The following is a 25828-nucleotide window of genomic DNA, read 5'->3' as shown; positions in this document are numbered from 1 at the left end:
TCAAATGGCCGCATCTCCGGCCTTTTGTCGACAAAAGGGAAACAGGAACAGGGAACAGAACATGGATCTGGGAATTCGCGGCAAGCGGGCGCTGGTGTGCGCCTCGTCCAAGGGCCTGGGGCGCGGCTGTGCCGAGGCATTGGCAGAGGCGGGCGTCGACCTTGTGATGAACGCACGCGGCGCCGATGCGCTGGAGGAAACCGCCCAGGACCTTCGGGATCGCTACCAGGTTTCGATCAAGACGGTCGCGGCGGACATCGTGTCGGAAGAGGGCCGCGCACGGGTGCTTGAAGAGGCGGGGGACGTCGACATCCTGGTGACCAACGCGGGAGGCCCGCCGCCGGGCATGTGGTCCGACTGGGGGCGCGAGGATTTCATCAAGGCGCTGGACGCCAACATGCTGACGCCTATCGCGTTGATGACCGCGATGATGCCCAAGATGATCGACAAGGGCTGGGGGAGGGTGGTCAACATCACCTCCGTCTCGGTCAAGGCGCCGGTGGCGGTTCTGGGCCTGTCCAATTCCGCCCGCACCGGGCTGACCGGCTATGTCGCGGGCACCGCGCGGCAGGTGGCGCCCGACGGTGTGATCGTCAACAACCTGCTGCCGGGGTTCCATGCCACCGACCGTGCCGATGCACTGGACGGCGCACGCGCCAAGGCGGCGGGGATCTCGATCGACGAGGCGCGGGCCGAACGCTACGCCACCGTCCCGGCGGGCCGCTATGGCACGCCGGAGGAATTCGGCAAGATGTGCGCCTTTCTCTGCTCGCAGCACTCCGGGTTCATCGTCGGCCAGAACATCCTGCTGGATGGCGGCGCCAGCAACATGACCATGTAACCACATGGCACGCGGACCGGACGGGCAGGGCGGCGGCGCGGGGTTTTCCCTTGCCGATCAATTGTTCAACGCGGACAGCTTGCGCGATCTCGCGCAGGACTATGCCGTCTTGCCCGGCTTTGACGCCGATCGTTTCCACGAAGAGGCGGTCGGCGGATTGGATGGGCGCGGCCTGCTCGAGCGGCTGGACTGGATCGCCACCTGTGTCGAGCGGCAGTTGCCCGGACCGTTCCCCGCAATGGCCGATGCGCTGGAGGCGGCCATGCCGCCACCCCTTGACCCGGCACTGAGCGATGATGACTTTGGCCGGTTCATCCACGCGGTGCCGGGCATCCTGGCCGTGCGGCATGGGCTGGAGGACCACCGCGACCGCGCGCTGGACCTGCTGTACGAGGCAACCAAACGGTTCTCGATGGAATTCTATATCCGGCCCTTTCTGAACCGTTGGCCGGACGAGACCCTCGCCCGGCTGGACGCTTGGGCGGGGGACGACAACTATCACGTCCGGCGACTGGTCAGCGAGGGCACGCGCCCGCGCCTGCCCTGGGCTGCGAACATCACGCTGGACCCGGCGGTTCCGCTGCGCTTCCTTGACCGGCTGCACGCGGACAGGACGCGCTATGTCACGCGGTCGGTGGCCAATCACATGAACGACCTGTCCAAAGTCATGCCGGACCGGGTGGTGGCGCATCTGCGCGACTGGCAATCGCAGGGGCGGCAGGACACCAAGGAAATGGACTGGATCATCCGTCACGCCCTGCGCACGGCGGTCAAGCGGGGCGAAGCGCCGGCGCTGGAATTGCTGGGCTATCGCCCGGGCCAGGTCCGCGCGCGGATAGAGGGGCTGTCGGAAAACGTGCGGATCGGTGACGCGCTGGAATTCGACGTGCTGCTGGAGGCGGACGAGGCGCTGCCGGTGCTGGTGGATTACCGCCTGCGGTTCAACCGTCCAAGGGGCGCGGCGGAAAAGGTCTACAAGCTGAAGACCGGCAAGCTGCTCCCGGGACAGACACTGCGCCTGTCCAAGCGCCATACGCTCAAGGGCAATGCCACCACCTATACCCTGCATCCCGGCCTTCACCGGATCATCGTGCAGGTCAACGGGCAGGATGTGGCAGAGGCAGAGTTCGACCTGACGGCCTGAACAGGCTCAGCCCTGGTCCCAGCGCGTCTCGAGCACTTCCAGTGCCTTGATCCGTTCGGATGTCTTCGGGTGTGACATCAGCCATGCCGGCACGGCGCCGGCACGCGACCTGGTCAGATCCTCGAGCTTGCCGAACAGCGACTTCTGTGGCGCCACACCGATGCCGGCCTTGGTCAACAGGGCGGCCGCATAGGCGTCGGCCTCGTATTCGTCAGTGCGCGACAGACGTGCCGCCAAGAGCGAGGCCAGTCCGTTGGCAATGAAGACGCCGATGCCGGGCAGGATGCGCCCGAGGACCATCGCCAGGGCAGTTCGCAGGGCGTTCTGCCCGGAAAAATCGATCATTCGCCGCCGTGTGTGCCCGAGGGCAACATGGCCCAGTTCGTGGGCGATCACGCTGGCCAATTCCTCGGCGCTGACCTCGCCCTGTTGATATTTGCGATAGAAGCCGCGCGTGATGAAGATCCGCCCGTCCGGCGCTGCAAGCCCGTTGATCGGGTCGATCTCGTAGATGTTCACGCGGATGCGGGGCAGGTCCAGCGCGGCGGCCATGCGGTCGGTCAACCGCTTCAGCTTGGGGTCGGCCAGTTCCGTTGACTGGGAATCCAGCTCCTTCGCCGTGCGCCAGGCGGAAAAGCGGTAGTAGATCAGCCCATAGGCCAGGGCGAGCAGGATCGGGGTCAGCTTCAGCATGAGGGGAATATGGGGCGGAACGCCGCCCTCGGAAAGGTGGCGTTTCCCCGTTTTCCGTCATTTGCCGCAGCTCAGCCGAAATGCTGTTCCAGCGCCCCCTTCGACAGGTCAACCAGTTCCGCCAAGGGCGCTTCGGATTTGCCGAAGCGAACCTTGTCGCCGGTAAAGCGGCCCACGGCGGTGATCGGCACCCCGGCCTGGCCTGCGGCGATCATCAGTGCCTCGGCCGAGTCGAAGTTGCAGGCGATCAGGTAACGGCCCTGATCCTCGCCGAACAGGGTGGCCGTGTCATCCGTGTCCAGGTGCAGACCCACGCCCGAGGCTGCGGCCATTTCGAAAGCCGCAAGGGCCAGCCCGCCATCCGAGAGGTCGGTACAGCAGCGGATCCAGTCACGGTTGGCGCGGATGAATTCACCGGTCGCCTTCTCGGCGGCAAGGTCGACCGCAGGCGCGTCACCTTCCTCGCGGTTGAACACCTCGTAGAGCAGGGCGGATTGACCAAGGTGGCCTTCGGTTTCGCCGAGCAAAAGAGCGACATGGCCGTCGCGCGCGTAGTCGAGGATCGGTTCCTCGTCCGCCGCGATCAGGCCCACCGCGCCGATGGTCGGCGTCGGCAGGATGCCCTGACCGTCGGTTTCATTGTAAAGAGAGACGTTGCCCGAGACGATCGGCATGTCCAGTGCAAGGCAGGCCTGCCCGATCCCGTCCAGCGCGCCGACGAACTGGCCCATGATCTCGGGCTTTTCGGGGTTGCCGAAGTTCAGGTTGTCGGTTGTGGCCAAGGGCTTGGCCCCCACCGCGCAGAGGTTGCGATAGGCCTCTGCCACCGCTTGCTTGCCGCCCTCCACCGGGTTGGCCTTGACGTAGCGGGGGGTCACGTCACTGGTGAAGGCTAGCTGCTTGTCGGTGCCATGCACGCGGATGACGCCGGCGCCAAAACCGGGCACGCGCATGGTGTCGGCCATGACCTGGCTGTCGTATTGTTCGTAAATCCATGACCGCGCGCAGTAATTGGGGCTGGACACCAGCATTTTCAGCGCGTCCACGGGATCGACCTGCGGCACGTCCTCGAGGGGCGCCGGCGGTTCGATCGGCTCCCAGGGGCGGTCGTATTCCGGGGCAGAGGACGACAGGCGCGACAGGGGCATGTCCGCCTTGCATTCGCCGTTGTGCATGATCAGGAAGCGATCCTCGGGGATCGTTTCGCCGACGATGGCAAAGTCCAGGTCCCACTTGTCGAAGACGGCCTTGGCCTCGGCCTCTTTCGCGGGGTCCAGCACCATGAGCATCCGCTCCTGGCTTTCGGACAGCATCATCTCGTAGGCGGTCATGTTGGTTTCGCGCTGGGGCACGTTCTCCAGGTCCAGCCGGATGCCCAGTTGGCCCTTGTCGCCCATTTCGACCGCGGAACAGGTCAGGCCCGCCGCGCCCATGTCCTGGATGGAAATGACGGCGCCGGTCTGCATCAGTTCCAGCGTCGCTTCCATCAGACGTTTTTCGGTGAAAGGGTCACCGACCTGGACGGTGGGGCGCTTTTCCTCGATCGACTCGTCGAACTCGGCGCTGGCCATCGTCGCACCGCCGACACCGTCGCGGCCCGTCTTGGCGCCCAAATAGACCACCGGGCGGCCGACGCCGCTGGCGGCGGAGTAAAAGATCTTGTCCGCATCGGCCAGCCCGGCCGCAAAGGCGTTCACCAGGCAGTTGCCGTTGTAAGCGGGGTGGAACCGGGCCTCGCCGCCGACCGTGGGCACGCCGAAGGCGTTGCCGTAGCCGCCGATCCCTTCGACCACGCCATGTACCAGCTGGCGGGTCTTCGGGTGGTCCTTTTCGCCAAAACTGAGCGAGTTCATCGCCGCGATGGGCCGTGCGCCCATCGTGAAGACGTCGCGCAGGATGCCGCCCACGCCGGTGGCCGCGCCCTGGTAGGGTTCGATGTACGAGGGGTGGTTGTGGCTTTCCATCTTGAAGACCACGGCCTGACCGTCGCCGATGTCCACGACGCCAGCGTTCTCACCCGGGCCGCAGATCACCTGCGGGCCGGTGGTCGGCAGTTTCTTCAGGTGGATCTTGGACGACTTGTAGGAACAGTGTTCGTTCCACATGGCCGAGAAGATGCCCAGCTCGGTAAAGCTGGGTTCGCGATTCAGGATACGCAGGATCTCGGCGTATTCGTCGGGCTTGATCCCGTGCGCCTCGATCAGCTCTTCGGTGATGGCCGGTTCCTGCATCGTTTTTCCCCCGTCTGCACTGTCGAGCGGTCTTTACGTGATGGCTAGACGCAGGGAAAGGGGGCGCATGTGCGCGGATGCCGTTCATGCTGCAGGTGCGAAGGGAGAGGAGGGCGCAGCCCTTGGGCTTGGGTCCTTCAAGCGAACCCTTGGCGGAGCGAATTTTCCGCCACTCTCCCTACGCGTGCAACGACGAAATGTGCCGAGATGTGAATTTTCGGCCATTTGTCAGAGCGGGTGATGAAAAAGATGGCAATTTTCACTGACCGCTACTGATTGACGTTTGGTCACCTGTTGGCCTGCGATCCAGATCAAGCGACCGTCGTGTCATGCGCCACAGGATCTGGTGGAAATTCAGACACCAACGGTTGGGCCAAAAAAAAGGCCGAGCACAAAGCTCGGCCGAAGTCCAACAGGGAGGTATGAAGATGAACCGCGATTGAGCGTTTCATCGTTCGTCTGCCGAATATGTCATCACGACTGACTCGATCAAGTCATTTCACGTCGCAGTCGCAGCATTCCCGCTATGCGTGATGCGCATACCACAGTGATTCATGCGCGTTTAGGGCGAGTTCAGTCGTCTCCCATCGCGCGAACCTGGCGGCGATGGGCCATGATTTCTTCCTGAACGAAGTCGCGGAAAGCGGCTACACGCTTGGATTGTCTCAACTCTTCCGGGTACGCGAGGAAAACCGGCACTTCGACCGACTCGACCTCGGGCAGGACGCGCACGACATTGGGGAAGTCCTCGATGATGTAATCGGGCAAAACGCCGATTCCGAGGTTCGAGATCACGGCCTGCAACACGCCGAAATAGTTGTTCACGGTCAGCGTGGCCGGCAATTCGTAGGTCAGCAGTTCCTGGACCAGCGCCTTGCCCGAGGCGACCTGCGCCGAATTCGGGTTCTGGCAGATCAGCCGGTGGGCCTTCATGTCCGCCAGCGCCTTGGGCTCGCCGTGTGCCTCAAGGTATTGCGGCGATGCGTATAGCCGCATCCGGATGCTCATCAGCCGCTTGCGGATAAGATCGGCCTGGCTGGGTTCCTTCATGCGGATGGCCACGTCGGCCTCGCGCATGGGCAGGTCCAACACGCGTTCCTCCAGCATCAGGTCGATGTTCAGCTCGGGGTACTTCTCGTACAGCTTGGTCAGTCGCGGTGCCAGCCAGAGCACGCCGAAGCCATGCGTGGTGGTCACGCGCAGCTTGCCAAAGACCTCTTCCTCGCTGTCGCGGATGCGGGCGGTGGCCGCGTCGATCCGCTTGATCATGGCAATCGTCGCGTCGAACAGCAATTCACCCTGTTCCGTCAGGATCAGCCCTCGGGCGTGACGGTGGAACAGGGTGGTGTTCAGCGATTCCTCGAGCGCACGGATCTGCCGCGACACCGCCGATTGGGACAGGTGCAGCGTATCGCCCGCGTGCGTGAGGCTGCCTGCATCAGCAACAGCGTGAAATATTCTGAGCTTATCCCAATCCATGTCACCACAGTCTTGTTTGTCTGTCTCCTTATACGACAGAATGCGTTTGTTAAGGGCTATACAGGACTAACACGTCATTTTGGCGTTATTTTACCTGTTCAGGTCATACTTTCTGACCTATATTTCATCGTGAATGCACATATCTTCTGCGTTAGGAGGCGCGCGATGAGCAAGCACCAGATTACGCTGAACGACCGGTTCGACCTGGACAAGGACAAGGTTCTGCTGAACGGGACCCAGGCCCTTGTCCGACTGATGCTGACCCAGAAGGCCCGCGACCGGGCCGCCGGGCTCAACACCGCAGGCTATGTCACCGGTTACCGGGGGTCCCCGCTGGGCGCGGTCGACATGCAGATGCGCCGAGCCGAAAAGCACTTGCGCGCCGCCGATGTGAAATTCGAGGAAGGTTTGAACGAAGACCTTGCCGCGACCGCGCTCTGGGGCTGCCAGCAGGCGGAATTGCGCGGCGAGGGCAAGTTCGATGGTGTCTTTGGCCTCTGGTACGGCAAGGGGCCGGGCGTAGACCGCTCCGGCGATGCCATGCGCCATGCCAACATGGCGGGCACGTCGCTACATGGTGGTGTGCTGATGGCGATGGGGGACGACCATACCGGCGAATCCTCCACCGTGCTGCACCAGTCCGAATGGGCCTTGGTGGATGCCTACATGCCCGTCGTCTCGCCCGCCGGCGTGCAGGAAATCCTGGACTACGGCCTTTACGGCTATGCCTTGTCGCGCTTTTCCGGCCTCTGGGTCGGCCTCAAGACGATGAAAGACACGATCGAGGCGACGGCGGTCGTCGATGGCCGGCCCGACCGGGTGCAACTGGTCATGCCTGACTTCGACATGCCCGAGGGCGGGCTGAACATCCGCCTCCAGGACACCCCGCACGCGCAAGAGGCGCGGATGATCGACTACAAGCGCTTCGCCGCCGAGGCGTTTTCCCGTGCCAACGGCATGGACAAGCGCATGTGGGGCAAGCCGGGCGCCAAGATCGGCTTGGTGGCGGCAGGCAAGAACTGGCTCGACCTGCAACACGCCATGTCATTGCTTGGCATCGACGAAGGTGAGGCAGAGCGGCTTGGGATAACGACCTACAAGGTGGGGCAGGTCTTTCCGCTGGACATGCAGGGGTTCTACGACTGGGCCGAAGGGCTCGACCTGATCGTGGTCATCGAGGAAAAGCGCAAGCTGATCGAAGTGCAGATCAAGGAGGCCCTGTTCGACAACCGTCAGGGCCGCCGCGTCTATGGCTGGTACAAGGGCGGGGCAGGCGGGATGCATCGGGATGAGCTGTTCCCGACACGCGGCGCGCTGGACCCCACCTGGATCGCGCGCAAGCTGGGCGAGATCTTTGTTGAAGAGGGCCGGGGCACCGACCGGATCAAGGCCGGGCTGACGCAGATCGAAGAGGCAGCGCGGGCGGACAACCTGCCCGAGATTGCCGCCCGTCTGCCCTATTTCTGTGCCGGGTGTCCGCACAACAGTTCGACCAAGGTGCCCGAGGGCAGCCGCGCCTACGCCGGCATCGGCTGTCACTACATGGTGCAGTGGATGGACCGCGAAACGTTGGGCTTTACCCACATGGGGGCCGAGGGCGCGAACTGGATCGGCGAGGCACCGTTTTCCAAGCGTCCCCATGTGTTCCAGAACCTGGGCGATGGCACCTATAACCACTCCGGTGTGCAGGCGATCCGCGCCGCGCTCGCCGCAGGCACCAACATCACCTACAAGATCCTGTTCAACGATGCCGTCGCCATGACCGGCGGGCAGAAGAACGAGGGCGGGCTGACGCCGCAGCGCATAGCCGCCGAGGTCAAGGCGATGGGCGTCGAATCCGTCGCCGTCGTCTACGACGAAAAGGAAGAGGTGAACCCTGCCTCTTTTCCGGACGGCGTGCAGACATTCGAGCGCGCAGAGATGGAGACCGTGCAGAAACGGATGGCGCAGACAGAGGGTGTCACCGCCATCATCTACGTCCAGACCTGCGCCGCCGAGAAACGTCGCCGCCGCAAGCGCGGAAATTTCCCGGACCCGGATCAGCGCGTCTTCATCAACACCGATGTCTGCGAGGGCTGCGGCGATTGCGGGGTGCAGTCGAACTGCGTGGCCATTACCCCCAAGGAAACCGAACTTGGGCGCAAGCGCGAGATCGACCAGAGCGCCTGCAACAAGGACTTTTCCTGCCTCAAGGGCTTTTGCCCCTCCTTCGTGACCCTCGAGGGGGCGAAGGTCAAGAAATCGGCGACCACCGAACTCCACCTGCCTGATATGCCCGCGCCAGAGCTGCCCGCGATCGACGGCACGCATAACGTCGTCATCACCGGCGTCGGTGGCACCGGCGTCGTGACCATCGGCGCCGTATTGGCGCAGGCGGCGCAGATCGACGGCAAGGGCGCGGCAATGATGGAAATGGCGGGTCTCGCGCAGAAGGGCGGGGCGGTGCATATCCACCTGCGGCTGGCTGAACAGCCCTCGGACATCAGCGCCGTGCGCGTCGCCACCGGCGAAGCCCATGCGCTGATCGGTGGAGACCTGGTGGTCTCTGCCGGGTCCAAGACGCTGGGCCTGACCCGCACCGGCCAGACCGGCGCGGTGGTCAACAGCCATGAGATCATCACTGGCGATTTCACCCGCGACACGGAATTCACCCTGCCTACCGACCAGTTACGCCTTGCGCTGGAGGCGCGCCTGCAGGAGCGGGTGGCGTTCTTCGACGCCTCGGAACTGGCCCGCGCGACGCTGGGCGACTCGATCTTTTCCAACATGATGATCCTGGGTGCGGCGTGGCAGCAGGGCCTGATCCCGCTGGGCCACGAGGCCATTGCCGAGGCGGTCGAGCTGAACGGCGCGGCTGTGGACAAGAACCTGCGCGCCTTCGAGATCGGCCGCTGGGCCGTTCTGCACCCGCAAGAGGCCCGCGAACTGCTGACGCCCAAGGTTGTGGCCAAGCCGAAAAGCGTGGATGAAAGGATCGCCTTCCGTGCCGACCACCTGGTGAAATACCAGGGCAAGGGGCTGGCGAAACGCTATCGCAAGCTGGTCGACGGGATCGAGGACAAGCGCCTGAAAGAGGCCGTTGCCAAAGGCTATCACAAGCTGCTTGCCTACAAGGACGAATACGAGGTTGCTCGGCTGCTGCTGGAAACCCGCGACAAGGCTTCGGGCACCTTCGATGGCGATTTCAGGATGACCTTCCATCTTGCGCCGCCGATCCTGTCGAAGACCGGCGCGGACGGGCGCCCGGTGAAAAAGACCTTTGGCGAAGGCATGTTGCGCTGGTTCCGACTGCTAGCCCGCTTGAAGGGTCTGCGCGGCACGCCGCTGGACATCTTTGGCCGCAGCGAAGAACGCCGCATGGAGCGCGCGTTGATCAAGCAGTACGAGGCCGACATGGCCGAATGGCTGCCCAAGGCGCGCCCCGAGACGATGGATGCGCTGGTTGCCCTGGCAGAACTGCCGCTGCAGATCCGCGGTTTCGGCCCGGTCAAGGCCCAGAACGAAGCCAAGGCCGCCAAGCGGCGCGAGGAGCTGCTTTCGGTCCTGCGGCAGGGCGGAACCCCCTTGAAGGAGGCGGCGGAGTAAGGGAAAAGGCGCCCGCGCCAGGTCACGAAAGCTTCATCGGAATGTCACAAATTCTGGTCACAACGGTCGAACGACAGTAAAATGGCAATCGATACCAAGAAGGACCCGTTGCCGATGCCGAACCGGCGTCAGATCGCACGTGACATTTCGTACAGTTATTCCGCCAGTACGCGGGGCGGGCGTGCCATGATCCGGCTGATGGAAAACGCCACGGGCCGGATCGGCCTGATCCGGCGCGCCGAAGGGTACGAACACGAGGTGGCGCAGGGGCGGGATTTCTGGCAGGTCATGGTCGAACGCTATGGCCTTGGCCTCGAGGTGATCGGCGGTAGCCTCGACAATCTGCCCAAGGACGGGCCCCTGATCGTCATTGCCAATCACCCCTACGGCATCCTCGACGGGCTTATGCTGGGCCATATCCTGTCTGTCGTGCGCGGCGATTTCCGCATCCTGGCGCACAAGATCTTTCGCAAGGCGCAAGAGTTGGACCGGATCGTCCTGCCTGTCAGTTTCGAAGAGACGAAAGAAGCGGTTCAGCAGAACCTGGCGACCCGGAAGGAGGCGTTGGACTATCTCGCCGGCGGTGGCTGCATCGGGATCTTTCCGGGGGGCACCGTGGCCACGGCGGGCAAGCCCTTTGGCCGGCCGATGGACCCGGGCTGGCGGACCTTCACCGCCCGGATGATCGCCAAATCCAACGCAACGGTTGTCCCGATCTATTTCGACGGACACACCTCGCGGCTGTTCCAGTTGGCCAGCCACCTGCACACGACCTTGCGGATGGGCCTGCTCATCAAGGAATTCCGCAAACGCGTGGACACACCCGTGCGCGTCGCCATCGGCGAGGCGATCCCGCGCGCGGAAATCGACGCCCGGGCCAAGGACGCGCGGGCGATGATGGATTTCCTGCGCAAAGCGACTTATGAGCTTTCTCCGACTCCCCTGACGTCTTACGACTACGGGTTCGAGTTCGAAGCGAAACACAAGGAAAAGCCGAAGGCGCGCCACTGACAAGACGCGCCGCAGGGCAGGCGGGAGCGCAAGAGCATGGCGGTAGGGATCTTCGACAGCGGGCTGGGCGGGTTGACGGTGCTGGATGCGGTATCGAAACGCCTGCCGGATGTGCCCTTTGTCTATTTCGGTGACAACAGGCACGCGCCCTACGGTGTGCGCGATGCCGATGACGTCTACAACCTGACCTGCGCGGCGACGGAACGGCTGTGGGAGGCGGGCTGTGACCTGGTGATCCTGGCCTGCAACACGGCCTCGGCAGCGGCGCTGCGCCGGATGCAGGAAAGCTGGATCCCCCGTGACAAGCGCGTGCTGGGCGTCTTTGTACCGCTGATCGAGGCGCTGACCGAACGTCAGTGGGGCGACAATTCCCCCCCGCGCGAAGTGGCCGTCAAACATGTTGCCTTGTTCGCGACGCCCGCCACCGTCCGCAGCCGTGCCTTCCAACGCGAGTTGGCCTTCCGCGCCATCGGCGTCGATGTCGAGGCGCAGGCCTGTGGCGGGCTTGTCGATGCGATCGAAGAGGGCGACATGATCCTGGCAGAGGCCCTGGTGCACAGTCATGTCGATGCGCTGAAACGCAAGATGCCGGACCCGGAGGCCGCGATCCTTGGCTGCACCCATTACCCTCTCATGCAGAACATCTTTCAGGAAGCACTGGGACCGGACGTGTCGGTCTATTCGCAGGCCAACCTGGTGGCGGAATCGCTCTCGGACTACTTGCAGCGGCATCCGGACATGATGGGCCCTGGTACGGAAAGCGGTTTCCTGACCACGGGAAATCCGCTGAAAGTCTCGCAGAACGCCACGCAGTTCCTGCGTCGCAAGATCACGTTCGACGCCGCCTGAGCGGGGGCGAGCGCCCTCTGCCGGGCTAGTCCGACGTGCCGGGCCGTTCGCCTACGTCGCCGGACCACCAGGCGCGCTTGATCCCCTGGTAGACTGTGATTTCCTGACCGGGCTGGTAGGGGCTCAACTGGTGTTCCTTATAGGCAAGGCTTTCGCCGTGGCGCCCGTCTTGCTCTTCCCAGGTCAGGCGATAGCGATAGCGGTTGTTGACGCGGTAATTGGTGCGCTTGGTGCCCGTCACGCGCGCGGTTTCGCGCGTGCCGTATCGTCTTGCCCGTACGGCGGCCACCGCCTTGCGTCCGGGGAACCACATGGCCACCAGGGCCGCGATGCCAAAGACCAGCGCAATCCACCGCGTGATGATCGACGCGGTCCGGTTTTCGCCACGCCGCAGTTCGGTCGTCTCGGGCTCGCTTTCCAGGTACCAGATCGGCACCCGATCCCCGATGTCACTGTTGCGATAGAGGCTGGAGCCGACAGAGCGCGTGAGATTGACCGTTTCTCCTCTGTTGGTTTCGAAGCGGAGCTGGAAGTAGTAGGTGACTTCGCGGTCGCCGTCGCTGTCGGTGGTGACGCGCTGGTACTTGTCTAGCAGGTCGGCGGCCGTCTCGCGCCCCTCGGCGTCGAACCGATGTGCCAGATTCAACGAGATGTGGCTGATGAAGGTCAGGATCGAGAGGATCAGCACGAAGATGAGCGTGAGCCATCCGCCCATGCGCCAAAACAACCACCAGAGCGGTACGGGTCTGTCACCTGCAACCTGTGCCATGTCGGCATATTGGCGACGCTCGTGCTGCGGATCAACAGTACAGGTCGGGTTTTCGCCATTGATTGCAGGAAAGCGGGCGGCTATAGGCTTTGATCAAAGGAGCCCCGTCATGATCGCCTTTCACGCCCCGCGCCTGCGACGATGACCCGACTGCCGTCTCAATCGGCGGCGCTTCCCTCCTTTGCTTCCCGCATTTCGCGCGGTGCGACCCGTGCGCCCCTTGCTGCAGGTGACCTGACATGACCCATTCCATCGCCATCATCGGTGCGTCCGGCTATACCGGGGCCGAGCTGATCCGGTTGATCGCCACACATCCTTCGTTCGAAATCAATGCATTGGCCGCCAATTCCAAGGCCGGGCAAAGCATGGCGCAGGTCTTTCCGCACCTGCGCCATCTGGACCTGCCGGACCTGGTAACCTGGGAGCAGATCGATTTCGCCGAGATCGACCTGTGTTTCTGCGCCCTGCCGCACAAGACCAGCCAGGAGGTGATCTCGCAACTGCCGAAATCGGTGAAGATCGTCGACCTCTCGGCGGACTTCCGGCTGCGCGATCCGGCGGATTACGAGAAGTGGTACGGCAACGCGCATGTGGCCGTGGAGACCCAGGCAGAGGCGGTCTATGGTCTGACCGAGTTCTACCGTGAGCAGATCAGGGGCGCGCGGCTGGTGGCTGGCACCGGCTGCAACGCGGCAACCGGGCAATACATCCTGCGGCCGCTGATTTCGGGCGGGTTGATCGACCTCGAAGAGATCATCCTGGACCTGCAATGCGGCGTCAGCGGCGCGGGCCGGTCGCTGAAGGAAAACCTGCTGCACGCGGAACTGTCGGAGGGCACCAATGCCTATGCGGTCGGCGGGACGCACCGGCACCTGGGCGAGTTCGACCAGGAGTTCAGCGCGCTTGCGGGCCGCCCGGTCGAGATCCAGTTCACGCCGCACCTTGGTCCGTTCAACCGGGGCATCCTGGCGACCGCCTACGTCAAGGGGGATCCGCAGGCGATCCATGCCGCGCTGACAACGGCCTATGCGGATGAGCCATTTGTCGAGGTTCTGCCCCTCGGCGAGACGCCGTCGACCCATCATGTGCGCGGGTCGAACTTTTGCCACGTCGGGGTCAGCGCCGACCGGCGCCCGGGGCGGGCGATCGTCGTGGCCGCGCTGGACAACCTGACCAAGGGCAGCTCCGGGCAGGCGTTGCAGAACGCCAACTTGATGCTGGGCGAGGTGGAAACCGCGGGCCTGATGCTGGCGCCCTGTTTCCCCTGATCCAATGGGGCGCGCGGGCCGCGCGCACAGGGTGTTTTGCGTTCAGGCCACGCAGGCCTTGAGGAGGGCGCTGCCCTCCTCAAACATCCTCCCGGATGTATTTGGGGCCCAAAGAAGCCGGGAGGCGCGGCAAATTGTGCAGGGGCCTCCCCAAGAGACCGCGGTTTCTCTATATTTGCGCAATAGCTTCGCCACGCGATGAAAGAGGATCCACATGGCCCTGAAGTCCCTCAAGAAACAAAGGCGGATCCAGATCGTTGCGCTGGCCGCGGTGGCGTTGATCGTCTCGACTGTCTTGATCGGCTATGCCATGCGCGACGGTATCAATTTCTTTCGCTCGCCCAGCCAGGTGATGGAGGAACCGCCTGCACCGAACGAGGTGTTCCGCATCGGCGGGCTGGTCGAGGAAGGGTCATTGGTGCGCGGCGCAGGCGAGCAGGTCCGGTTCAGTGTGACCGATGGCGGCGCGACCGTGCCTGTGGTCTACACCGGCGTGCTGCCGGATCTCTTCGAGGAGAACCAGGGCATGGTCGGCACCGGTCGTTACGTGGACGGCGTGTTCGAGGCCTCGGAGATCCTGGCCAAGCACGACGAAACCTACATGCCCAAGGAAGTGGTCGACGCGCTGAAGGAACAGGGCATCTACCAGGAACCCGAGAGCTGAGCGTCGGACGTGCCCGGCGTGTTGCCGTGCGCTTCGACGAGGTAGAGCACGACGCGCAACCCGCCGCGTAGCGGGCGGTCCAGCATCATGCCGCCGCCGGATTGTCGCGTGAAGCCGGCGACCGAGGACAGGCCGAGGCCGCGGCCTTCGTGCGGGGGCTTGGTGGTGTAGAAGGGTTCGGCCAGGCGCGGCAAGGCCTCTTCGGGTACGCCGGGCCCGTCATCCTCGACGATCAGCGCGACATAGGGCGGGGGGGCCTCGGGCGCGGGGGTCAGCCCCTTGGCGGAGCCGCGACGTTCCGCCGTGATCCGGATCGTCCCGTGTCCGCCCGTCGCCTCTTGCGCGTTCAGGCAAAGCTGAATGGCGCAGGTTTCCAGCATGTCGCGGTCGGCCAGAGCCACGAGCGGGTCGGTCGGGGGCGCCGTCTCGACCCGCATGTCGGGGCCGAGCATGTCGCTCAGGACCTCGGCCAGGTCGAAGAGGAACGCCTCCATCGGGATGGGGGCGGGGGACAGACGGGTGCGGCCGCTGGCGACCATGAGTTGGCGGACAGTGACTGCGGCGCGCCCGGCAGCGGCGCGGCTTTCCTCGATGGCGGCCTGACGTTCATGGGCATCGGGCAGGGTCTCGAACAGCTCGAGATTTCCCAGGATGACGGTCAGCTGGTTGTTGAATTCATGCGCGACACCGCCGACGAACTGCCCCAAGGCGCGGGCCATTTGGGCGCTGGCATAGCGTTTTTGAGCGGTGCGCAGATCGGCCTGCAGGCGCCAGCCCACGATCATCGACCCGATATAGTAGCCGAGCACTGCCAGGGTGACGAAGGCGACGAGCAGACGGTCGGTCCAGTCGTTCAACAGCGGTTGCAGCAGGACGACGAGCGACAGCATCATGATGGAGACCAGGGCACAGTCGGCGACCAGCAGACCGGATTCGCGCTGTGGCCGTTGCAGGGTATACAGCGCGTAGCCCACAAGACCCGCCGCGCCTGCGAAGGTCGTGCCGGGGGTCATTTGTTCGGCCACGAGGTAGAGTGGAAGCGCCAGAAAGCAGAGACCGGCCAGGACATAGCTGGCCAACGCGCCCCAGTAGCGAAACCGTGCCGGGCATTGTCTCAGCCGAAGCAGCTGGACGGCCAGCCCGCCTTCGAAGACCAGGTAGGCCGCGCCCCACGCCAAAGCAATCTGACGGTCGATAAAAAGCAGCAGAACGATGGCGGCCACGGCGATGACGGCAAAGCGGAGAACGATCTCGAGCGGCGACCCGAATTCGGCGCGTCGCATATCGTCCAGCCGGGACTGGTAGCTGTCACGGGAGGGGAGCCGGGCCATTTCCTGCGTCTCTCCACCGGGGCCGCGCGAACCTGCGGCTGTGATCACGATAAAACATGGCTCAGGGTACGCAATCTCCCGCGCCGCGTCACTTGCATTATTCGGAATGCTACCCGAATGAACAGGGCCTGAAGGCGTGCCTTGGGGCCCTGCTAAGATTATGAAACCAAAAGGTTGTCAGCGAAGGATGCTGCGTCCCGCATAGATTGCGGTGTCTTCCAGAATCTCCTCGATCCGGATCAGCTGGTTGTATTTCGCCAACCGGTCCGACCGCGCCAGCGAGCCGGTCTTGATCTGGCCGCAATTGGTGGCAACGGCAAGGTCGGCGATGGTCGCGTCCTCGGTTTCGCCGGACCGGTGCGACATCACGTTGGTCATGCGCGCCCGGTGCGCCATGTCGACCGCCTGCAGCGTTTCCGTCAGCGTGCCGATCTGGTTGACCTTGACCAGCATCGAGTTCGCGGAGCCGCGCTCGATGCCCATCGCCAGGCGGGCGGGGTTGGTCACGAAAAGGTCGTCGCCCACCAGTTGCACCTTGTCGCCTAGGGCGTCGGTCAGCATCTTCCAGCCGTCCCAGTCATCCTCGGCGCAACCGTCCTCGATCGAGATGATCGGGTATTCGGCGCAGAGCTTGGCCAGGTAATCGACGTTCTCGGCGGAGGTCAGCGACAGGCCCTCGCCCTTCATCTCGTACTTGCCGTCCTTGAAATACTCTGTCGAGGCGGCGTCCAGCGCGAGGTACATGTCCTCACCCGGCTTGTAGCCGGCCTTTTCGATCGACTTCAGGATGAAATCCAGCGCGTCGCGGGTGCCTTTGAGCTCCGGGGCAAAGCCGCCTTCGTCGCCGAGGCCAGTGGACATGCCTGCCGAGGACAGTTCCTTTTTCAGGGTGTGGAACACTTCGGAGCCCATGCGCACCGCTTCACGGATGTCGCTTGCGGCCACCGGCATGATCATGAATTCTTGGATGTCGATCGGGTTGTCGGCATGCTCGCCGCCGTTGATGATGTTCATCATCGGCACCGGCAGTGTGCGGGCCGAGGTGCCGCCGACATAGCGGAACAGCGGCTGGCCGGTGAATTCGGCGGCGGCCTTTGCCACGGCCAGCGACACGCCGAGGATGGCATTGGCGCCCAGGCGTCCCTTGTTCTCGGTTCCGTCGAGTTCGCACATGGCAAGGTCGATGGCGACCTGCTCGGTGGCGTCAAAACCCAGGATCGCCTCGGCCAATTCGCCGTTCACGGAGGCCACGGCATCCAGAACGCCCTTGCCCATGTAGCGGGCCTTGTCGCCGTCGCGCTTTTCCACCGCTTCGTGCACGCCGGTCGAGGCGCCCGAAGGCACGGCCGCGCGGCCCATCGAGCCGTCTTCGAGGGTGACGTCGACTTCGACGGTGGGATTGCCGCGGCTGTCGAGGATCTCGCGCGCGTGGATGTCGATAATGGTGCTCATGGATCTGGTCCCTCAAGGCTGTCCGTTCGCCGGTTTCATAACAGGCGCGCAGCGAAAGTAAACGTGAGTGATAGCGCTAACGACCCTTTGTGCCCGAGGGTGGCGCTAACGTCGCGCCGTGGCGGCCCGGGGCACGGCGAGCCGAAGCAAGTAGAAATGCTATCTTTGTAACCCCTTGAGGACGTTCCGTCACCCAAGAGCGTGCACGGAAGTGTCAGGCCGTTGCCGCGCGCGCCAGTCGCCGCTCGCGCAGGAAGGTATAAAGCCCCGCAAGGAGGATCAGGGCAGAGCCTGCCAGCGTCCAGAAATCCGGACGGTCACCGAAGATCAGCACGCCCAGCCCGGTGGTGAAGACCAGCCGCGTATATCGGAACGGCGCCACGATCGAAGCCGGAGCCAGCCGCATGGCCGAGGTGATGGCCAGATATCCCGAGGTCGTGACCACGACCGCGCCAAGGATCGGCCAGAGTGCCGCGGGTGTATAGCTGCTGTTGCCCGAGGCCATGAGCCACAGGATGCTGCCAGGCAGGAGTGTCACAAAGAACCCCCATGTCGATATGGCAAGGGCCGGGATATGCGAGGGCGACAGGCGCGTAACCAGATCCCGAGCGGACAGTCCGGCGATGCCCATCACGGCAAAAAGCTCCCACCCGGTGAAACCTGCGCCCATTGGGCGGATGACCATCAACATGCCGACGATGCCCACGCCTACGGCGGTCCAGCGGCGCCAGCCGACCTGTTCCTTGAGAAAGATCGCCGCGCCGAGGGTCACGATCAGGGGTCCGGCTTGCAGGATGGCCGCAAAGACCGGCAGCGAGACGTATTTCAGTCCAAAGACGAGGCCGATGGCACCGATGATCTCGAAGAGATTGCGCAAAAGGACCATCGGGTGCAGCGCGTCCCGCGTCCAAAGCGGCACCCGCATCACGGAGGCCATGGCAATGAACAGCATCGTTCCGCCAAGCCCGACCATGGTCATGACCTGACCGATGGGCGCGACCTGCGTTGCCAGCTTGAAAAAGGCATCGGCCCCGGCCAGCAGGGCCATGGACAGTATCATCAGGGAAATGGCGCGCAGGATCATGCTGGCGCCTTCGCGGGGCGGGTGCGGGTCATGCCGGGGCTTTCGGTGAGTGTCTTGTCCCGCAGGTATCGCCCGCGCGCGCAGGCGCGGCAAGGGCTTTGCCCAATCCTTTTGCACGCACTCTTGCGCGAATGGTCAGGCCGCCATGATCTCTGCCAGATGCGCGGCGCAGCCCCTGAGAGCGGCGTAGTCGTCGGTGACAAGGTGGACCGGGAACTGGGTCATGTAGGCGTTGAACCGTCCCTTGTCGGCAAAGGCCTCGGCAAAGCCGAGGTGGAGCAGGTGGGGGCCCAGGTGGCGCGTCACGCCGCCGACCAGGTAGATGCCGCCAAAGGGCAGGGTGACCAGCGCAAGATCTCCGGCGTAGCGGCCCAGGAAGCGCACGAAGAGACCTGTGGCCCGTCGCGCGCGCGGATCGCCGGCCTCGAAGGCGGCCATGATCTCGGCCGCGGGCAGCGGCAGGCCGTCGCCCTCGTCATGGCAGACCCAGGCATGGAGACGTTCCAGCCCGCGGCCCGACAGGATCTCCTCGAGACCCGGGTGCCCGGTCCTTTCGGCCACCCAGTCGACCAGCCGCAGTTCCTCGGTGTCCCGCGCCAGCAGCGAGACATGGCCGGCCTCCGCCGGGGGCACCAGCGTGCGCGCGCCTTGCGTGTAGACGGGCACGGCGTTCAGCCCGGTGCCCACGTTCACCACCAGCCGCACGGCGTCGGCCGGTGCCTCGCGCCCGGTCAGGATCGGCGACAGGCTGTCCTGGCCAAGGTGTGCGACGGAATAGCCTTGCGCCTGAAGGTCGTTCAGAACCGCGACCCGCGCGGCACCGGTCCGCGCCTTGAGCGAAGCCGAGTCCACCGTCCAGTCGAGGTTCGTCAGGGTGCCGACCCCATCGTGTACCGGCCCGGCCATGTCGACGCAGACACCGATGGGGGCCACTTGCTGTTCCGCAAGATAGCTGTCCAGGATCGGTTCGATCCCGGCATTTTCAGAGTTGCGAAAGCGGCGAATGCTGTCCCCTTGCACCTGGCCGTCCCGGCAAAGGGCGACCCGCGTGTTGGTGCCGCCGATGTCGGCGACAACGGTAAGCTCTTGCGTCATGACGTGGCCTTTCAGGTGGTCAGGGCTTTGGCAAGCGCGTGATACGATGCCTTGGGCGTCCGCGCCAAGGTCTCGAAATCGACATGGACAAGGCCAAAGCGCTTTTCGTACCCAAGCGCCCATTCGTAATTGTCCAGCAGCGACCAGGTGAAATACCCCTTGAGGGGGACCCCCTCGGCGATGGCCTGCCGCACCTTGTCCAGATGGGCGTCCAGGTAGGCGGTGCGGGCCGGATCCTCGATCCTGCCATCCTCCAGCACGTCGGCCGAGGCCATGCCGTTTTCCGTGACGTAGAGGGGCAGGTCGCCGGTATAGTCTCGGGCGGTGCGAGTCAGGAATTTGTAGATACCCTCGGGATAGATTTCCCAGTCCATGAAGGTCTTGGGCAGCGGCCCTTCGACCTCGCGGTAATCGGGCCAGGGATGGCCGGCGGGGGCGATGAGCTTGCGCGTGTAGTAGTTGATCCCGCACCAGTCGAGCGGCGCGGTGATCGTCCCGAAATCCTCCTGCCAGCCCTTGGGCAGATGCGGCTCCAGCCCCTCCAGCGCGGCTGTCGGATAGGCCCCCTTGAACACGCCGCTCAAGAACCAGTGGTTATAGATGGCGTCGTAGCGGTCGGCGGCGGCGTGGGCAGCCGCGCTGTCGTCGGCAGGGTCGGCCCATTCCATGTTGAAGACGCCGCCAAGATTCTGCATGCCCAGTCCGCGCATGGTGTCGATGGCGCGGCCATGTGCCAGCAGGACGTGGTGCATGGCGCGGGCCGTGGCCCGGATGTCCCGGACGCCCGGCGCATGGTGGCCGTCGAAATGGCTCAACCAGGCGACGCACCAGGGCTCGTTGATGGGCGCGACGGAAAACATCCGGTCGCCGATGCGCTCCATGATGATCTGGGTGTAATCGGCGAACCAGCCCGCGATATCCCGGTTGCGCCATCCGCCGAGGTCCAGCAGGGGCGAGGGCAATTCCCAGTGATAGAGCGTGGCGCAAGGCTTGAGACCGCGATCCAGCAGCGAGTCGGTCAGGCGGTCGTAGAAATCCAGCCCCTCCTGGTTCACCGGCCCGCGCCCCTCGGGCAGAACGCGCACCCAGCTGAGCGAAAAGCGGTAGGCGTCGAACCCGGCCTGTGCGACCAGGTCCAGGTCTTCGCCGTACCGGTGGTAGTGGTCGCAGGCCTTGTCGCCGTTTTCGAAGCGGACGACGTTGCCGGGGGTGGCGGCGAAATCGTCCCATTGGGTGCGCCCGGCGCCGCCATAGGCGTGACCCTCGATCTGGTAGCTAGAGGTGGCGCAGCCGAAGAGAAAATCCTCGGGGAAGTCAGATCTCTGGTGTTTCATGTTCAACCTTCATTGCGCGGGTCCGGTCGAGCTTCCGATGATCAGCTCGGCCTCCATCAACTGGGTCAGGGGCGCATGCGCGGGGGTGCGGATCAGCTCCAGCAGCATTTCCGCGGCCCGCATCCCGGCCAGGCGCACCGAAGACCGCGTGGCGGTAAAGATCGGCACGTCGTGGCCATTGCGCAAATAGCCCAGGTCGTCGTCATGGGTGATGACGGATACGTCCCGCCCCATTTTCAGCCCGGCCTCGTGGATCGCCCGGCGGACGCCGATGGCGGTGATCATCGAGGACACCAGGAAGCCGGTGGGCGGGGTGGCCAGCGACAGCATCTCTGCCGCGCTGCGGTAGCCATAGATTTCTGTCATCTCTTCGGAGCGCATCAGCGCCGGGTCCGGCGCGATGCCCCGGTCGGTCAGCGCCGCCTCATAGGCAACGCGGCGGCGGTGGGCGAAATCCATGAACTCCAGCCCGTTGATCAATGCAATCCGCCGGTGCCCGAGATCCAGCAGGAACTCGGTTGCGCGCTGAAAGGCGCGCCCGTTGTTGGTGTCCAGCCAGGAATAGGGCAGGCTGACCTCAGAGGCGCGGCCATGCACGACGAAAGGCAGCCCCAGCTCGGTCAGGAGGGCGATCCGGCTGTCGGTCATGCGTGGACCGTGAACGATGATCCCGTCGACATTGCCGCGGTTTCGGATCGAACGATAGGCCTGTTCCTCGTCCTTGTCGTCGACGAGGCTGATGACCACCTCGTAGCCCGCCTTGGAATAGGTCTGACCGGCGCCGGCGATGAAGTCGCCGAAGATCGGATTCACCATCTCGTGCTGGTCGCTGATCGGAAGGACGTGACCGATGGCATGGGCGCGTCCCGTGGCGAGCCCCTTGGCCCTGGCGTTGGGGCTGTAGTTCAACTCCTGCGCGGCACGCAAAACCTTTTCCCGGGTCTTTTCGCTGACCTCGGGGTAGCCGTTCAGCGCGCGGCTGACGGTGGTCTGGGAAAGGTTGAGGTGCTCGGCGAGCTGTTTCAGGTTCATGTCCTGATAAGGCTCAAAGCGCTTCGGATTTGTCAAGAGAAGACAGCATGGCCGTTGCTGTGTTGCAGAAATCTTAGCCGCGTTGCGGCATGGAAATTCCAACAGGAAAAGGTGAATCGTTGACAGGCTGGGTCGAGTCGCAGATAGTGACCACACCCAAAGCGCTTTGAGAAACGTTGGTTTCGACGGGTGTGGGACACGCAGGAGAGCCCGCGCAGGGTGGCGCGGGATGGGAGGATAACCAATGAAGTCACCGTTTTACCTGAGCGTCGCGGCCCTGGCCCTTGGTGCCGGCATGGCGCAGGCCGAAAAGCTCACCGTCTTTGGTCCATGGCTGGGCCCGGACCAGGAGTTGGCCGAGGCTGTTCTGGATGCCTTTGCCGAGCAGTCGGGCCATGACGTGTCCTATGTCGGCTCGGACAGTTTCGAACAGCAGATCGTCGTGGATGCAGAGGCGGGTTCGGCGCCGCATGTCGCCATTTTCCCGCAGCCGGGCTTGGCCGCAGATATGGCGTCCCGCGGTTTCCTTACCCCGCTCAAGGATGGCACCGGCGACTGGATCCGCGAGAATTACGCGGCAGGCGAAAGCTGGGTCGACCTGGGCACATACGCCGATCAGGAGGGCGCCGAGAAACTGTTCGGCTTCTTCTACAAGGTCGATGTGAAGTCCCTTGTCTGGTACAACCCCGAGAACTTTCTCGATTTCGGCTACGAAGTGCCCGAGACGATGGAAGAGCTTCGCGAACTCGAACAGATGATGATCGACGATGGCGAAACGCCGTGGTGTGTCGGTCTTGGGTCGGGCGGTGCGACCGGTTGGCCGGCGACGGACTGGGTCGAGGACCTGATGCTGCGCACCCAGCCGCCCGAGGTCTATGACCAGTGGGTCGCAAACGAGATCCCCTTCGATGATCCCCGGGTGGTGGCCGCGATCGAGGAATTCGGCACCTTCATCGAGGATGGCAAGGTCGCCGGTGGCCGTGGGGCCGTCGCGTCGACCGATTTCCGCGACAGCCCCAAAGGCCTGTTCTCGGCGCCGCCGCAATGCATGATGCACCGTCAGGCTTCTTTCATTCCGACCTTCTTCCCAGAGGGCACCGAGGTGGGCCTTGACGCCGATTTCTTCTACTTCCCCGCCTACGAGAGTAAGGATCTGGGGCAGCCGGTTCTTGGCGCGGGCACGCTCTGGGCGATCACCAACGAGAACCAGGCCGCGCACGACCTGATCGCGTTCCTGCAGACCACCGAGGCGCATGAGATCTGGATGGCCAACGGCGGGTTCATGACGCCGCTGAAATCGGTCGATCCGTCCAAGTTCAAGGACGAGGCCACTGCCAAGATGAACCAGATCCTGCTGGACGCGACGACCTTCCGCTTTGACGGGTCGGACCTGATGCCCGGTGGCGTGGGCGCGGGCAGCTTCTGGACCGGCATGGTCGATTATGCCGGCGGCAAGCCCGCCGCAGAGGTCGCTGCCGAAATCCAGGACAGCTGGGACTCGCTCAAGTAATTGCGCCAACCGACGGGCTGCCCCGCTGTGTCGGGGCCGCCCGCATCGACAGCCCAAACAAGGGAACAGGGGGGGACCGTCATGCATCCGGCATTGCAGGGGCTTCTGACAATCGTGATCGGCGTGGGGGCCTGCCTCAGTTATTTCTGGGCGTCGAACCAGTTTCTCGACCGTGTTCTTTTCCCGGCCAAGGGGCCGAATGCGGGGCGCAACATCAACCGCGCCAACATGATCCGGCCCTGGCTGTTCCTGTTTCCGGCGCTCTTCGCGCTGACGCTCTACCTTGCCTACCCGGTTTTCGAGACGCTGCGCCTGTCGCTGACCGACCGCGACCAGGGCGGCGCTTTCATCGGCTTGGCGAACTACACGCAGATGATGGGCGAATCCAAGTTCTGGGAGGCGATGGGCAACAACATGCTCTGGCTGATCGTCGTGCCTGCGCTGTCCACGGCGTTTGGCCTGCTGGCGGCGCAGCTGACGGACCGGATTTCCTGGGGCAATATCGCCAAGTCATTGATCTTCATGCCGATGGCGATTTCCTTTGTCGGCGCGGCGGTGATCTGGAAACTGGTCTACGACGCGCGCCCGCCTGATGCCGAACAGATCGGCGTTCTGAACGCGATCTACGTTTCGCTGACCGGCAATGATCCGCAGCAATGGCTGACGATCCCCTTTTGGAACAACTTCTTCCTGATGATCGTCCTGGTCTGGATCCAGACCGGTTTCGCGATGGTGATCCTGTCGGCGGCCCTGCGCGGTATCCCCGAGGAGACCGTCGAGGCCGCGATCGTGGATGGCGCCAACCCGTTTCAGATCTTCTTCAAGATCAAGGTGCCGCAGATCATGCCGACCATCATGGTGGTCTGGACAACAATCACGCTGGTCGTGCTCAAGATCTTCGACATCGTCTTTGCCATGACTAATGGCCAATGGGGCACGCAAGTCCTGGCCAACTACATGTTCGACAAGCTGTTCCGTGCCAATGACTGGGGCGTGGGCTCGGCCTCGGCCATCGTCATCATGCTGCTGGTCACGCCGATCCTGGTCTGGAACGTGCGGCAGGCCCGCAGGGAAATGCGGTAAGGGAGCGGGATCATGGACAATATCGCAGGTAACAAGTCCTCGCTCACCTGGGCGGTTCATATCTCGGTCGTGCTTCTGGTGGCGCTCTGGCTGTTCCCGACGGTTGGACTGTTTGTCTCCTCTTTCCGGACGGCGGACCAGATCGCATCATCCGGCTGGTGGAACGCGCTGTTTCCGACCGAACAGTCGCTGACCCTGCGCACGGACACCCCCGAGGCGCAGGTGCAGCAGGACGGGGTCTATGTGCTTGAGGGCAACCTGTTCGCCGTCGAAGGGCGCGAGACTGCCCCGATTTCTTCTTTCGGGGTGTCCTCACGCGATATTTCGGCTTTCGCGCCCGGTGACACGGCCGAAATGCGGCGTGGCGGGACGATCAACGTGCAGGAAAACGGCGATTACCGGGTGGAATCGGAAGAGGAAATTCGCGGTGGTCGCGGCATACGCATCTTTGTCACCGCCGAGATCCCACCGGAATTCACCCTGCGCAACTATGATACGGTCCTGGGGCAGGATGTGCTCAAGAACCTTGGCATCTACCTTGTGGCGGCTGTGGTGCTCTGGGGGGCGATGCGCTACACGCTGGCCGCGCAGCCCGCACTGGTGGCGCAGGGGGCGCCGGTTGTGGGTGCGCTGATCTTCTTTGTGCTCTTGGCGGCCACTTTCGGCCTCTCCAGCGGTGCCGCCGAGGGAGCGCAGACAACCGACGACATGGGGCGGGCCTTTTTCAGCACCCTGACGGTGACGGTCCCGGCCACGATCATCCCCATCGTCGTGGCGGCCTTTGCCGCCTATGCGCTGGCCTGGATGGATTTCCCGGGGCGTGCGCTGCTGATCGCCTTTGTCGTGGGCCTCTTGGTGGTGCCGTTGCAACTGGCGCTGATCCCGCTGTTGAAGCTGCACCTGGCCATCGGTATCGGCAAGGGTTACCTGGGCGTCTGGCTGGCGCACACCGGCTTTGGCCTGCCGCTGGCGGTCTACCTGCTGCGCAATTACATGGCCGGCCTGCCGCGGGACATCATCGAGAATGCCCGCGTGGATGGCGCGACAGAGTTCCAGATCTTTACCAAGATCATCCTGCCTCTGTCTTTCCCGGCGCTGGCCAGTTTCGCGATCTTCCAGTTCCTCTGGACATGGAACGACCTGCTGGTAGCCAAGGTCTTCCTGATCGACGCGACGGGCCAGACCACGGTCATGACCAACCAGATCGTCGAGCTGCTGGGCACGCGCGGCGGCAACTGGGAAATCCTGGCAACCGCGGCCTTTGTCAGCATCGCGGTGCCGCTGGTCGTCTTCTTTGCCATGCAACGCTACCTCGTGCGCGGCCTTCTGGCCGGCTCTGTCAAGTGAACACTGCGCCCCGGACCTGGTCCGGG

General features: G+C 63.9%; 20 protein-coding genes. 10 read left to right on the top strand and 10 right to left on the bottom strand.

Annotation, left to right across the window (positions count from 1 at the left end; translation table 11 throughout):
* Positions 1-61 precede the first annotated feature (61 nt).
* Positions 62-841, top strand: coding sequence for an SDR family oxidoreductase (locus ACQY5B_RS12455; RefSeq protein ID WP_420325036.1), 780 nt, complete (start codon positions 62-64; stop codon positions 839-841).
* 4 nt (positions 842-845) lie between these two features.
* Positions 846-1985: a YhaZ family DNA alkylation repair protein gene (locus tag ACQY5B_RS12450; protein ID WP_420325037.1), complete on the top strand. Its 1140-nt coding sequence runs from the start codon at positions 846-848 to the stop codon at positions 1983-1985.
* Positions 1986-1991: 6 nt separating this feature from the next.
* Here ACQY5B_RS12450 and ACQY5B_RS12445 read toward each other — a convergent pair whose 3' ends face one another.
* The 3 genes from ACQY5B_RS12445 to ACQY5B_RS12435 all read right to left on the bottom strand — a co-directional run bounded on the left by ACQY5B_RS12445 (position 1992) and on the right by ACQY5B_RS12435 (position 6388).
* The gene (locus tag ACQY5B_RS12445) at positions 1992-2678 is read right to left on the bottom strand and encodes a M48 family metalloprotease (protein ID WP_305968274.1); all 687 of its coding nucleotides are present in this window, start codon (positions 2676-2678) and stop codon (positions 1992-1994) included.
* Between the two features lie 71 nt (positions 2679-2749).
* Entirely contained in the window at positions 2750-4909 is a 2160-nt protein-coding gene (gene purL, locus ACQY5B_RS12440) for a phosphoribosylformylglycinamidine synthase subunit PurL (protein ID WP_420325038.1), read from the bottom strand.
* Between the two features lie 573 nt (positions 4910-5482).
* Entirely contained in the window at positions 5483-6388 is a 906-nt protein-coding gene (locus ACQY5B_RS12435) for a LysR family transcriptional regulator (protein WP_420325039.1), read from the bottom strand.
* A gap of 165 nt (positions 6389-6553) precedes the next feature.
* Between ACQY5B_RS12435 and ACQY5B_RS12430 the strand changes: the two genes are divergently transcribed.
* From ACQY5B_RS12430 to murI, 3 genes are all read left to right on the top strand, one after another.
* Entirely contained in the window at positions 6554-9973 is a 3420-nt protein-coding gene (locus ACQY5B_RS12430) for an indolepyruvate ferredoxin oxidoreductase family protein (protein WP_420325040.1), read from the top strand.
* Between the two features lie 114 nt (positions 9974-10087).
* Positions 10088-10984, top strand: a complete 897-nt coding sequence (locus ACQY5B_RS12425; RefSeq protein ID WP_305968307.1) for a lysophospholipid acyltransferase family protein — start codon at positions 10088-10090, stop codon at positions 10982-10984.
* Positions 10985-11020: 36 nt separating this feature from the next.
* Entirely contained in the window at positions 11021-11833 is an 813-nt protein-coding gene (gene murI / locus ACQY5B_RS12420) for a glutamate racemase (RefSeq protein ID WP_420325041.1), read from the top strand.
* Between the two features lie 25 nt (positions 11834-11858).
* On the opposite strand, the gene ACQY5B_RS12415 is transcribed toward murI, so the two are convergent.
* The gene (locus tag ACQY5B_RS12415; RefSeq protein ID WP_420325042.1) at positions 11859-12602 is read right to left on the bottom strand and encodes a DUF3592 domain-containing protein; all 744 of its coding nucleotides are present in this window, start codon (positions 12600-12602) and stop codon (positions 11859-11861) included.
* A 239-nt stretch (positions 12603-12841) separates the two neighbouring features.
* Between ACQY5B_RS12415 and argC the strand changes: the two genes are divergently transcribed.
* On the top strand, positions 12842-13870 hold the full coding sequence (gene argC, locus ACQY5B_RS12410) for an N-acetyl-gamma-glutamyl-phosphate reductase (protein WP_420325043.1): 1029 nt from the start codon (positions 12842-12844) through the stop codon (positions 13868-13870).
* 214 nt (positions 13871-14084) lie between these two features.
* Positions 14085-14534, top strand: a complete 450-nt coding sequence (gene ccmE / locus ACQY5B_RS12405) for a cytochrome c maturation protein CcmE (RefSeq protein ID WP_305968281.1) — start codon at positions 14085-14087, stop codon at positions 14532-14534.
* On the opposite strand, the gene ACQY5B_RS12400 is transcribed toward ccmE, so the two are convergent.
* The 6 genes from ACQY5B_RS12400 to ACQY5B_RS12375 all read right to left on the bottom strand — a co-directional run bounded on the left by ACQY5B_RS12400 (position 14513) and on the right by ACQY5B_RS12375 (position 21862).
* Positions 14513-15865 (bottom strand): sensor histidine kinase, encoded by a 1353-nt coding sequence (locus ACQY5B_RS12400; RefSeq protein WP_420325044.1) that lies wholly within the window; start codon positions 15863-15865, stop codon positions 14513-14515. The genes ccmE and ACQY5B_RS12400 overlap by 22 nt on opposite strands.
* A gap of 177 nt (positions 15866-16042) precedes the next feature.
* Positions 16043-17317: a phosphopyruvate hydratase gene (gene eno, locus ACQY5B_RS12395; protein WP_305968283.1), complete on the bottom strand. Its 1275-nt coding sequence runs from the start codon at positions 17315-17317 to the stop codon at positions 16043-16045.
* Positions 17318-17531: 214 nt separating this feature from the next.
* Positions 17532-18401 carry a DMT family transporter gene (locus tag ACQY5B_RS12390; RefSeq protein ID WP_305968284.1) on the bottom strand — a complete coding sequence of 290 codons (870 nt, stop codon included), beginning with the start codon at positions 18399-18401 and terminating at the stop codon, positions 17532-17534.
* 135 nt (positions 18402-18536) lie between these two features.
* Positions 18537-19496 carry a glucokinase gene (locus tag ACQY5B_RS12385; protein ID WP_420325045.1) on the bottom strand — a complete coding sequence of 320 codons (960 nt, stop codon included), beginning with the start codon at positions 19494-19496 and terminating at the stop codon, positions 18537-18539.
* Positions 19497-19507: 11 nt separating this feature from the next.
* Positions 19508-20830, bottom strand: coding sequence for a GH1 family beta-glucosidase (locus ACQY5B_RS12380; protein WP_420325046.1), 1323 nt, complete (start codon positions 20828-20830; stop codon positions 19508-19510).
* A gap of 9 nt (positions 20831-20839) precedes the next feature.
* On the bottom strand, positions 20840-21862 hold the full coding sequence (locus ACQY5B_RS12375; RefSeq protein ID WP_420325047.1) for a LacI family DNA-binding transcriptional regulator: 1023 nt from the start codon (positions 21860-21862) through the stop codon (positions 20840-20842).
* Positions 21863-22106: 244 nt separating this feature from the next.
* Here ACQY5B_RS12375 and ACQY5B_RS12370 point away from each other — a divergent pair, with 244 nt between their 5' ends.
* The 3 genes from ACQY5B_RS12370 to ACQY5B_RS12360 all read left to right on the top strand — a co-directional run bounded on the left by ACQY5B_RS12370 (position 22107) and on the right by ACQY5B_RS12360 (position 25802).
* Positions 22107-23372, top strand: coding sequence for an ABC transporter substrate-binding protein (locus ACQY5B_RS12370; RefSeq protein ID WP_305968288.1), 1266 nt, complete (start codon positions 22107-22109; stop codon positions 23370-23372).
* An 81-nt stretch (positions 23373-23453) separates the two neighbouring features.
* Positions 23454-24455: a carbohydrate ABC transporter permease gene (locus tag ACQY5B_RS12365; protein WP_420325048.1), complete on the top strand. Its 1002-nt coding sequence runs from the start codon at positions 23454-23456 to the stop codon at positions 24453-24455.
* Between the two features lie 12 nt (positions 24456-24467).
* Positions 24468-25802: a carbohydrate ABC transporter permease gene (locus ACQY5B_RS12360; RefSeq protein ID WP_420325049.1), complete on the top strand. Its 1335-nt coding sequence runs from the start codon at positions 24468-24470 to the stop codon at positions 25800-25802.
* Positions 25803-25828 lie beyond the last annotated feature (26 nt).

It is taken from the genome of Antarctobacter sp. (assembly GCF_965277915.1).
Classification (GTDB): domain Bacteria; phylum Pseudomonadota; class Alphaproteobacteria; order Rhodobacterales; family Rhodobacteraceae; genus Antarctobacter.
The sequence above is the reverse complement of the archived record's forward strand: the minus strand, read 5'-3'. Positions and strand labels throughout refer to the sequence as shown.